General features: G+C 32.3%; 8 protein-coding genes and 1 pseudogene. 4 read left to right on the top strand and 5 right to left on the bottom strand.

The genetic code is table 11. The annotated features are described in order from the left end of the window. Positions 1-340: 340 nt before the first annotated feature. Positions 341-1,099, bottom strand: coding sequence for a T9SS type A sorting domain-containing protein (locus P700755_RS06895; RefSeq protein ID WP_041758201.1), 759 nt, complete (start codon positions 1,097-1,099; stop codon positions 341-343). Positions 1,100-1,424: 325 nt separating this feature from the next. Here P700755_RS06895 and P700755_RS19180 point away from each other — a divergent pair. Continuing rightward, positions 1,425-2,889: pseudogene (locus tag P700755_RS19180) on the top strand (IS66-like element ISPto7 family transposase). Here P700755_RS19180 and P700755_RS18695 read toward each other — a convergent pair. The 3 genes from P700755_RS18695 to P700755_RS06875 form a co-directional block, all read right to left on the bottom strand. Next, positions 2,890-3,132, bottom strand: coding sequence for a hypothetical protein (locus P700755_RS18695; protein ID WP_157609265.1), 243 nt, complete (start codon positions 3,130-3,132; stop codon positions 2,890-2,892). A gap of 321 nt (positions 3,133-3,453) precedes the next feature. Then, on the bottom strand, positions 3,454-5,265 hold the full coding sequence (locus tag P700755_RS20625; RefSeq protein ID WP_015023994.1) for an ice-binding family protein: 1,812 nt from the start codon (positions 5,263-5,265) through the stop codon (positions 3,454-3,456). A gap of 830 nt (positions 5,266-6,095) precedes the next feature. Beyond that, positions 6,096-7,295, bottom strand: coding sequence for a GAF domain-containing sensor histidine kinase (locus P700755_RS06875; RefSeq protein WP_015023993.1), 1,200 nt, complete (start codon positions 7,293-7,295; stop codon positions 6,096-6,098). A 97-nt stretch (positions 7,296-7,392) separates the two neighbouring features. Here P700755_RS06875 and P700755_RS19895 point away from each other — a divergent pair, with 97 nt between their 5' ends. The 3 genes from P700755_RS19895 (at position 7,393) to P700755_RS18690 (ending at position 10,937) form a co-directional block, all read left to right on the top strand. Next, entirely contained in the window at positions 7,393-7,596 is a 204-nt protein-coding gene (locus P700755_RS19895; RefSeq protein WP_015023992.1) for a hypothetical protein, read from the top strand. A 163-nt stretch (positions 7,597-7,759) separates the two neighbouring features. Then, a complete protein-coding gene (locus tag P700755_RS06870) occupies positions 7,760-9,832 on the top strand; it encodes a sensor histidine kinase (protein WP_015023991.1) in 2,073 nt (690 codons plus the stop codon). Continuing rightward, entirely contained in the window at positions 9,825-10,937 is a 1,113-nt protein-coding gene (locus tag P700755_RS18690) for a sensor histidine kinase (RefSeq protein ID WP_015023990.1), read from the top strand. The genes P700755_RS06870 and P700755_RS18690 overlap by 8 nt, the downstream gene beginning before the upstream one ends. 517 nt (positions 10,938-11,454) lie before the next feature. Here P700755_RS18690 and P700755_RS06860 read toward each other — a convergent pair. Then, positions 11,455-12,153 (bottom strand): LytR/AlgR family response regulator transcription factor, encoded by a 699-nt coding sequence (locus P700755_RS06860; RefSeq protein ID WP_015023989.1) that lies wholly within the window; start codon positions 12,151-12,153, stop codon positions 11,455-11,457.

Below are 12,153 nucleotides of genomic sequence, written 5' to 3'. Positions count from 1 at the left end.
TAGGAATAGAAAAAATTAAGAGGCAAGACATGACAAGGGTCTTGAGTTTATTTCTAATACCAAATTATATTTATAATGCCGTATGAATAAATTGAATTATTTTTTGATTGATTGAAATCAAAAATAACTAGCATAGCCTTAGCTACGGTAATTATTTTTGATGAAAAGCAGGCGAAAAAGAAACGATTTATTGCGTCATTATAGGTCTAATTTGGTATAAGCCTTTTATAAACTGGTTTTAAAACAACTGTAGCACGTAAAACAGTCTTTCACCTTAAATTATAATAAAGAAAAAGGGCGAAAGATTTCTCTTTTGCCCTTTTTCTTCATTATAAGCCATTTATTTAACTAATAATTTTAGCGGACTGTAATTGATTATTGAGTTTTTTATCAGGCAGATATATAACCCACTCTTTAAACTTTGTCTGTTGAATATGAGTTGGTTTTTGCCTACAGAAGTCTTAAAATTGTTTTGTAAGACTAGTTTCCCTGTTTGGTCATATACCATGAATATGATATCTTCAGATTGATTTGAAGCAAAATAAATACTGGTATTCGATCCCATTGGATTAGGGATGGCTTGTAATTTATTAAAATCATTAGTAGTAGTGATTTCATTGTTTTCTACTGAAAATCTAATATCTTCAAGGGTCATCCCTTTTTCGACCATTTCTCCATTTTCAGAAATCATAGTAAATACAATAGTAACCAAATCATCTAAGACTAATTCAGACTCTAGTATAGATTGAATATCTGAAAAAGAAATATGAAAATCTTGAATCTCATCAGTTAATTCAATCGTTGTTTTGTACTGATCTTCCCACTTAAGGATACTCTTTTTAACAAATGTTATTTGTAGGCTCCCTGTCCCTTTTGCATTTAGTTTAAGACTGTTAAAATCTGATAAATTGACTGGATTAAATCGAGGCGTTAATGCCCTGTATACTGCAACATATTCACTTGTTATTGCTTTTAGAGATACATTTCTTTCAACCGGAAACTCATCAGCTTCAAAAATGATTTCATTAGGTTCAATTAAAAAAGCAGTAATATTCGAACTTACAGCAGAATCATCATATCCCCAAGGTCCATCAGACATAAATAAATCATCTGGTGTCGCTAAACCATCACTAATTCTAAAACCAATGTCAAATAAACTTCCTGTCGGAAACTCTAAATCGATTATATAATCTTTGTTTGTAACTAATCAGTACTAAGTTTCGGATGGTTATTTTAGGAAGTCCTTAGGTTATTAACATTTTTAATTGTCTTATTAACAAGATTTTGTTTCTGTTTTTTTTCAAATTGGAAAAACATTGATTTTATCCATATCAGTTAACAACTTCTTTTGTTTTCTTGATAACTCGTGGTTTTTTACACCGCTATTTTAGCTGTATTGTAGGTACTTTGAATAAAACTGTTTTTTGTCAATAAAGCCAACATATCAAGAGTTGTATGCGACGTTTACTTCTCTCGCTAGACAAGTAAATGAACTTGAAGGCTTGGCAAATCAGAACCAAGCATTGATCCAAGAGAATCAAGGATTAATTAAAGAGAACCGAGGTATCATAAAGCAAAATCAGCTACTGTTAAAAGAGAATAGACAGTTAAAGGATAAATTATTTACCTACGAAAATCCAAAAAACAGTCGCAACAGCTCTATGCCTCCTTCAAAGGATGAAAACCATCCTAAACCAAATCAAAGTTTGCGCAAATCATCTGATCGAAAAGTAGGCGGTCAAAAAGGACGAAAAGGCAAAACTTTAGAGATGACAGCTCATCCCGATGAGATTATAGAATTAGTACCCGATTATTGTACTTCTTGTGGAAACGCATTACAAGACTTTTCTCCACAGAAAGAACAATCCCGTCAAATAGTTGATATTCCGCCTATCAAGGCTGTTTTTAAAGAATATCAAACTTTTAGTAAAATTTGTAATTGTGGATGTACATCTACCGCAGACTTTCCATCTGGAGTAAACACTTCTATTAGCTATGGCGAAAATATAGAAGGACTTGTCGCTTATTTTCATGCGCGTCAATTCTTGCCTTTTGCAAGAATGCAAGAAGTCTTTAACGCTGTTTTTAACATCCATATTAGTGAAGGTGGAATTCATTGTTTGTTAAATCGTTTTTCCGATAAAACAAAACCAATTTATGAAATTATAAAACAAAGGGTCTGCAAATAGTACAGTTATTGTGCAGATGAAACAGGGGTGAAAGTAAACAGAAGCAAACACTGGTTTTGGACTTGGCAAACCCTAATCTAACTATATTACGCATTCAAGAAACAGAAAAGGCGAAACGGTAACAACTCATTTTCCAAATGGATTTCCCAATAGTACACTAGTACATGATGGATGGAAACCACACCTAAACACGTTTGCTAAAAATCATCAAAGTTGTTTGCCTCACTTGCAGCGCAGATTAAATTACTTGAATCTAAAATATAAATCTGCTACTTGGGGTCTTGATTTTTCTAAACTTCTCTATGATGCTTTAGAACTTAAAAAAACACTGCCATTTCAAAATAAAGAGTACACCATTGAGCGCGCAAAAATAATTCAAAAACTCCAATGCTTATTAGAAAAACCGCCTGATAAAACTCATAAAGAACTCTTTAGCTTTTATAAACGGATGCGGCGTGAAAGACAGCATTTATTCACCTTTCTTTTCCTAGAAAATGTGCCAGCAGACAATAATGCCTCTGAAAGAGCTATTAGAAATGTAAAGGTAAAACAAAAAATATCTGGTCAATTTAAAATTGAACAAGCCGCACAAAATTTTGCGCAAATACGATCTGTCATAGACACCATAATTAAAAATGGGCTAAATGTCTTGGATGAATTAGCGCTTATCGCTAAATTTGAGTTTCAACGGGTAGACTGATTAGTTACCTTTGTTTAAATCAATTGAAGACGTCATATTTTCGACTGTACTTGTTTCAGTTTGTCTTAATCCAGCTGCAAAAGAAATCGTCTCACTTGCATTAGTATTCACAATTTGCAACTTTAAGTTTCCATTAAAATACTTTCCTTTTCTAACAAAAACAGTTGGAGGTGTTGAATTATTATACTCAGAAATCGGTTTTTCAATATCTAATAAGTTAAGAACCTCTTGTCCTAACAACAATAAATTATCTATTGAATTGGACCAAATTTGAAAATTATAAAAGGTGATGTTTTCTTCATATTGATCTATATTCCAGTGGCTTTCAATTGAAAAATTTTTTTCGTTATTCGTAATTTTTGCCGAAAGGCTTAAGACAAACTCACTAGAATTATTTGTGTTTCTAATGATAGATTTAATAAAACTATGCCCATTTATTTCTATAGTCGAAACAGAAATTAGTTCGGCTCCTAATAACCGATCACAAATATATTTTGTGTGTTCATAAACACCATTTTCAGTTTTTAAAGCTAGAACAGACGCTATAGATTCTTCATTTTTAATCTAATCAACAGAATATACGTCTACTGCATTAGTGATTCCTAATAAATCTATAGGAGTGGAATCGATAACATAATCTTCATCAATCACTGTGAGTGGAATGAAGTTTTGCAATTGAAAATTTGAATTTGGACTTCTTTTCGCATAATTTGATGATTTTGAGACTCGTCTAGCAACACCTCTATCAAATCTATAATTGATTTTTGCTCGATTATAATTTCTTTGACTAATCTTATCGGACAGTCGATTGTTGCTTTCTAAACCACCATCATTACCTCCAGAGGTATTCGATTCTATTATGGGACAACTTCCATACCCAGAGCAGGAAGGGTCTTCACAGTCAATTAAACCATCACCGTCATCATCTATACCGTTATCACAAATTTCTTGAGCAACAAGAGCTGTTGGACAACGTGCTCCATCGCTATTTGAACTTGAAGGTCCAAAGGCAAACAGATTAGAATCTATAGCGTTTGAGCCATCTAGATCTTGAACATCTTGCACTACGAATATAGTTCCTATTTCACTTGCTGAGATGTAGAAACGACCATCTACATCAAAATAGACTGCATCATAGGTATAGGTTGATCCAGATAAGATAGGTACTTCACCCATAGTTTGTACGTTTCCATCTGAAGGGTCAATGCGGTATAAAATATTCGAGATTTTCTCTATTGCGTATAAATTTCCATCAACAGCATTAAAAGCCCAGTCATCTATACTTATGTTTTGAGATAAGCTTTCTGTCGATTGGTGTTGAGCGAAATCTGCAGAACTAGGATTAAGGTCTATTTTATAATAGGTAGTATCTTCTCCTTTTAAATAATAGATACCATCTGCACTTACATCTCCAATCTTTGTATCACTACTTGGTAATTCATCTATATAATAACTAGTTGTATTGAAATTTTTACCAACACGCACTATCGTTTTTTCAGGTGAACTTAAAGATCCCCAGATATATCCGTCTACTGGATTGTACCCCGTTGCATTTATATCTCCTGTAGTAATATCCGTTGCAATTTCATAAGAACTTCCTGATGCTAAATCTATAGTGTATACATCGTTGTCCTGAAATAGATAAGCATTTATATCACAACCAAACGGAGTATTATAGGTTGGTTTTGTTCCAACTGTTGAATTAATTGCGATCGCGCCAACTGTAGAGTATAAGCTTCCATCTATACTTGCACCTGCTCCTAATGAAACAGCTCCAGGATATGCTATTGCGGTTCCCTTCATAGTTGTGTTTGCACCCAAAGCAAGTGCACCAACGGCAATCCAATACACATTTTCAGAGGAGGCACCATTGGCCAAAAGAACTGTAGCACCAGCAACCGAGTTAAGCGCTCCTGTAATTTTAAAAATAAACATAGCATCAGGATCTCCCTGAGCATCTAGAGTTAGCGTTCCAGTAAGTGATACTGCAGCAGCATTACTATAAACTCCGGGATAAATAGTTTCCCCTTCTAGACTTCCAAAAATTCCACTGTGGTCTGTTATGGTTGCTGGTATATTTTGAAGTTGAACGCAGGCTGCTGCTAAATCTAATAAAGCTTGCGCAGTAATAGAATTTGTGTTTTGTATAGTTCCATTTAAAACTGTAGGTAGTCCAAACCCAGCTATCGCTCCTGCGTGTGATCCAACATCACCAGTAATTTCAGAAACTCCAGTATTGGCGACTGCTCCAGCTCCTGTAAACAGTATAAAATTAGCTGCCGTGCCAAGATAGATATCTATTGGTGGCTGTTCATCTTGCGCTATAGAACTAAAACTATATGCGATAATAGCGATGGAGAGAATAATTGTTTTCATGGTTTTTATATTTTATCATTTTTTAAAACTAAAAACTTTTAGGATAAATTAATTTAATATTCGTTGAGTGTAATTAGAGGATAGTTAGAGGGTAAGATTTTGCAGATGAACAGTGTATGGGGTAATTAAGGCGCTTTATTACCGATGAGTATACCTGTCAAGCTAAGGTGTAAGGTTTCTTTATTTAAGATTCGTCAAACACCGCTTATATGATCCCTAAGGATTCTATAGGCTTTGTTTGACTTGAGCGTTTTTTTAATAATTAGGAGTTTATACAAAGATGTATTCCACTGATTTATTTTATACCAATACCTTTTTCACATGGCAATGCCTTTTGATACCTCAAGAGGTTTACGAAGCTTAAACTACTCAACTAATCTTATACACTATTGTAAAACTCGACAGTTAACAACCATAATGACACGTCCTGAAATATGTACACACTAAACATTTTTTCGACACCCCGACTTGAACATATCCGAGGTCAGCAATTTAGTTTGAATAACCACCGGAAGTCAATTTTCTAGAGTTTCCAAAAGCAGGAATAGTGTGTTACCTAGCTATTATAAAAATTAATTTTCGCATAAGTGATCTAGTTGTTTTATTCATAAAGCATTTCCTATGTTCTTAAACTTAAGCCCCTCTAAAATGAATCTCAATAAAAACATAGTTCGGTTTAGAGAATAAAAAATGCTAGGGGTATTATAAAACAAGCAGGATATATGTAAATTCTATCATTGAAAAATGTAGCAGAGATGACACGCCAATTTTTATGCTATAATTTGCTCCTTAAATTAGATGTTAAATAAAAGATTAAAAAGAGATCACTTTCAATCTTTTATAATTGGAATTTTTATACAAAACTCAATTCCTAATTTCTTTTCTTTTGGACTTTCTATTTCAATACTTCCTTCTAACCTTTGTAATAGATCTGAAACAGTAGGGAGACCAATTCCAGTACTACTGCTCTTCTCTAAAGTTTCAAAAAGTTCAAATACTTTTTTATGGTATTTTTTATCAATCCCAGGACCGTTATCTTTATAAATTATCTTGTAAAATTTCGAGTCAACCTCTAAAGAAATAGAAATAATAGATTGCGATTCACCTACAAACTTTATGCTATTAGAGAGTAGATTTTGAAATATTTGAATGAAAGCTATTTTTGATTGTTTTAAAGTAATATTACAATTAGTATAGTTGATAATATATGTATGCTCCCAATTACAAGATGATTTAATTTGTTCGAGTAGTTTTTGAAAATTAAACGTTTCAAAAACTATTTCAGCATTTGTAGATTTTGTAAAATTCAACATTCCTTCAACCAAAGAATATAAATAGGTGCTGCTAGAAGAAATTAGCGCGAGCCACGATTTTCCTTTACTATCTAATGCGAGGGCATAATCTTCCTGTATTATCTCAGAAAGATGCTTTATTCCACTTATTGGGGTCTTGATGTCGTGCGATAACTTGTAAGCAAATGCACTTAATTGTTTATTTAACCTTAAAACCTCCTCATTTGCCTGCGATAATTCTGCGTTCTTTCTCCTTAACTCCAATAAATTAACGACTTGTTTTGCTAATAATTTTAAGTTCTCTTTCTGATCTTTATTTAGCTTTCTCGCTGTTTTATCAATAACACATAAAGTGCCTAAACAATGACCGTCTGAACTATTTAATGGAGCCCCTGCATAAAAAATAACGTTAGGGTAATTTGTAGTTAGTGGATTATCATAAAAGCGTTCATCTTTTGTAGCATCGTTAACAATAAATAATTCATTTGGAGTTAAAATACTGTGGGAACAAAAAGAAATATCTCTTGGTGTTTCTGTGCTATTTAATCCGTGATGAGATTTAAACCATTGCCTGTCTTTATCAATAATAGAGACGAGTGAAATAGGGGTCTTGCAAATACTAGCAGCAATATTTGTAATGGCATCAAAATCCTCTTCAGGTAAAGTATCTAAAATATTATATTTATATAAACTTTTCAACCTTTCACTTTCATTCAGTGGAATATCGTGGGAAATCATAAATGCTTATTTAGACATATAATTTGTTTTCAAAATTGATAAAATAATTTTAATGAGTGAAAATAAATAATTTCTTAATCATAAATTATTACGTCCTATGAATTACACGTTTTATACAGATGAGATGCATTTAAATGTCGATGAATGGACTATAGAACAAGAATGTAATGATCTTAGGATTACTAAAGTCTTGGTAGAAACCAAAGATAAAATCGAAATAAATATAGGTCTAGCCTATAAGGCAGATACTAGAAAAACGAAATATACTTTTCTACTAAATTATGTGTGTGTACTGTGGTAAATAATATTAATTTTAGTAGATTAATGTTATTTGCCTTTTGTCAGTGTGTAGCCCTTTTGTTTAAAGTTGGGTTGAGAAATAACGGGTTATAATAGTGTGAGCAGAAAGTAAATAAACTTATAAAAACAAAAGCGTACTAGGTTTAATTTAAAATTATAAAATTATGAGTAAACCGTCGTATAAAGAACTGGAAATGGAGCTCATTGCGTTAAAAGAAAATGCTATTGTTTCTTCAAAAGAGCTGTCATATAAAGAGTTCTTTGATAATATGGCAGACATGGTTAATGTCATAGAGCTTATTTATGATACGGACGGTCAACCTATCGATTTCTATAATCGGGCAACAAATATTTGTTTCTCAAAGTTTTTTGGTAAAACCCAGGAGCAATTAGTAAACAAAAAAATATCCTCAATCGTTGATGTCATAGAAGACAATTGGTTTACTTCTTTTGCTAGTGTTGATAAAACAGGAGAGGAAATTAGATTTAAAAGTTATGGCGCTGCATATGATAAGTTTTATCGCGTTACTGCATGGAAAATTTCCAAAAATAGAGTTGGTATCTCCATGTCAGACATTACAGAAGCTGAAAAGGCCAAAATTGAATTAAAAAAAAATCTTAAAAAAGAACAAAAAGAACGCTCTAAAACTGAGTACTTACTCAAAGAAAAGAGAGTAGAGTTACAAGAAAATATCTATAATTTAAATAGTGCCAATACCGAACTTGCTTTCCAGAATAATGAAAAAGAAAAACGTGCAAATGAGTTAATACTTGCCAATACCGAACTTGCTTTCCAGAATAATGAAAAACAAAAACGTGCAGATGAATTAGCCATTGCCAATACTGAACTTGCCTTTCAGAATAAAGAGAAACAAAAACGTGCGGATGAATTAGCCATCGCCAATACCGAACTTGCCTTTCAGAATAAAGAGAAAGATAACAGGGCAGATGAATTAATTCTAGCCAACAAAGAGAAACAAAAACGTGCTGACGAGTTAGTTCTGGCCAATAAAGAGAAGCAAAAACGTGCAAATGAACTTATCCTTGCTAACAAAGAACTTGCCTATCAAACTGAACTTGAAGTTTACCGCTTTGAAATGGAACATGTCGCGCATGATTTGACATTGTTAATTGATACTGCGAATGCTCCTATTTTTGGAATTGATAGTAGAGGACTCGTCAATGAGTGGAACCAGACTTCTGAAAAAATTACTGGATTTACAAAAGACGAAGTATTAGGGAAAGATTTGGTGCAAAACTACATCACCAAAGAGTATAGGGAGTCGGTTAAAAAAGTATTGGACGATGCGTTGCTTGGTCAAGAAACTGCCAACTATGAATTCCCGCTATTTGCTAAAGATGGACAGCGTGTAATGGTATTATTAAATTCAAGTACGCGTCGAGATGCTAAAGGAGAAATTACGGGTGTATTAGGAGTAGGACAAGATATCACTGAGTTGGATGGTTATCGTAACGAGTTAGAATTGAAGGTAAATGAAAGAACCTTAAAATTAAACCAAGCCTTAGAAAAGCAAAAAGAATTAAACGAGTTAAAATCGAGATTCGTTTCAACGGCCTCACATGAATTTAGAACTCCGTTATCATCAATTAATTTTGCTGCAGGCTCTATTAAAAAATACTGGTCTAAAATGGAGCCAATTTTAATACAAAAAAAACTAGACAAAATTGAAGATCAGGTTTTGCATATGACAAAACTACTAGACGATATTTTAATTGTTGGTAAGGCCGAAGCAGGTAAAATTATACAACATCCTGTAGATATAAATATTGGAGACTTTATGTCTGAAATAATTGACGAAGTTTCTAGCGCCTGTGAAAAATCACACGATATCAAACTAATTGATGCCGAAGGTCTAAAAATGACTGATATTTTTATTGATGAAAAATCAGGTAGAAACATTTTCATCAACTTAATCGGTAACGCTGTAAAGTATTCTCCAACCACTAAAAATATTACTGTTGCATTGTCCTCCGAAAAAAAATACACCGTTATTACGATAACAGATTATGGAATAGGAATTTCCAAATCAGAGCTTAAAACTATTTTTAAGCCTTTTTCTAGAGGAAAGAATGTTGATTTAATCCAGGGAACAGGTCTTGGTTTAACAATTGTAAAAGAAGCAATAGATGCAATAGGAGGAAAGATAATTGTGAATAGTACCCTCGGAAATGGAACATCCTTTATTATAAAGATTTTAAAAAAACAACATGTATAAAGTATTAATTGTAGAAGACACCTTAGCGATAAGAGAGGAGATTTATGATATCCTGCTCATGGAGGGTTATGAGGTTTTTCAGGCTGAAAACGGATTAATCGGTTTTGAATTAGCTCTAAAAGAGCAGCCAGATCTTATTGTTTCAGATATACTTATGCCAGAGCTTAACGGTTTTGAAATGTTTGAAAAACTACAAACAAATAATAAAACGGTGAGTATTCCATTAATCTTCCTTTCAGCAAAAGCAGAAAAGGAAGATATTAGAATTGGGATGAATCTAGGTGCTGAAGATTATTTAACCAAACCTACAAATGTAGACGATCTGCTGAATGCTGTTAAAAATAAAATTAAGAAAAAATTAATAATAGACCAAACTATTAGTGCTAAAACTGGAGCATTATCTAAGATTCTTCAAAGTCAGAAAAATGAACTAGATAATTACTCTCATTTAATTTCACATGAATTAAAATCTTCTTTAAGAAATATTTCAGATCTATTAACTTGGTCTCAAGAGGATCGGGATGAAACTAATAATTTTCAAGATTCTACTATCAACTTTCAATTGATGGAGGACAGAATAGAAAAAATGGATCTACTATTAGCAAAACTAGAACACTATAACAATATCACGTCGGCTACTTTTAAAAACAAATTAGTAAATAGTAATACTATTGTAAAACGGATTATAAATGAAATCCATAAACCGTCTGCTGTAACAATTAAAATAAAAAATGAATTACCTACCTTATTTGTTGACGAAAATATGGTGGAAAAAGTATTTAAAATCTTAATAGGAAATGCTCTAAACCATATTGATAAAAAAACCGGTTTTATTGAAATAGCCTGTGATATTACCCAGAAAGATTATGTTTTTTCAATCACAGATAATGGGATTGGAATACACGAAAAATACCACAAGAAAATATTCAACATGTTTGAAGCAATGGAATCCACTAAATCCGCAGGAATTGGATTAAGCATGGCTAAAAAAATTATTTCTCATTATAATGGACAAGTTTATTTAAAAAGCATTCCTAATGTAGAAACAACATTTTATTTCAACCTTCCGATTTCCGAAGTGTCTCCTGTAAAACAAAGAATCTAATTCATCTGAAGAAAGAGGAATAGCTATTTACGACAAAGCAGTGTGGTGAAAAGCATATAAAAATTCCTAGAATTGAAGCAGCTTCTGTACCGTTAGATACTACTCCTGATTTTGTTTTAATTTCAGCTGAGTTTAATTCCCAGAGGCTTGCCTCGTGTTTTGAGGAAAGTTTGAAAACAGCTGGTTTTCATCAATCAAAAAAAGCCCTTTAAATGCCCCGTGAGAATGCCCCGAGGATTATTTATTTTGGTATAAATAAAAACTAAAATACTATAAATCAAAAGGCATATCAGCATCTTATAATCCTGCCTAAAAAAATAAACAGCAAAAGGCTATTATCAAATACTAAAATTAGCTGCTATACCAAAATTGATGTTTTGATAAAGATTAAAATCTATAGAAGTAGTATCTATAGGTAGTGTGATAAACACTATTTTTTATGATTTAGGTATTTACTAAAAATCTAAAAACTATAGAGGCTTCTTTTGGTCTTTACTAATTAAGCATTGGCGAAATGTTATAATAAATCCAAGCGTTTCATTAATTCAGGTCTTTTAGATCGGCTTACAGGGATGACTTCTCTTTTTATAACAACAGTATTATCTTCTATATCAACAATTTTCTTAACATTAATAATAAAAGAGCGGTGTACTCTTAAAAATAATGAATTCGGTAGTTTTTCTTCTATCCTTGTTAGTGTAGAATGGACTACATAATTTTTTTCTTCTGTTTTTATATGGATATAATCGCCTTTTGCTTCTACAATACAAATACTCTCCAAATGTATTTTTATAAGTCTCCTATCAATATTAACGTAAAAATCGTTCTTTATTTCTGAATCTAATTTTACCTCGTTTGAGGTAGGTTCATGTTTTTGGACCTTTAGAATCGCTTTTTGGAATCGTGCTAACTCTATAGGTTTTAGTAAATAATCTACGATAAAATCATACTCAAAAGCTTCAATGGCAAATTGTGAATCTGAAGTTGTTAAGATTATTTTTGGAGGGTTTTTTAATGTTTTAATAAAGTCTACACCACTAAAATCTGGCATATGGATATCTAAGAAAATGAGGTCTATCTCGTTTGCATTCAAAAACTTAATCGCTTGCATTGCGTTTGAAAATTCACCAACAACTTTTAAAAATTTTATCTCGTCACAAAGAGTTTTAATAATAACTCTTGCCATCTGTTCATCATCAACGATAATACAATCCAT

The organism is Psychroflexus torquis ATCC 700755 (assembly GCF_000153485.2).
GTDB classification, from domain to species: domain Bacteria; phylum Bacteroidota; class Bacteroidia; order Flavobacteriales; family Flavobacteriaceae; genus Psychroflexus; species Psychroflexus torquis.
This window is presented reverse-complemented; position numbering and strand designations above follow the sequence as displayed.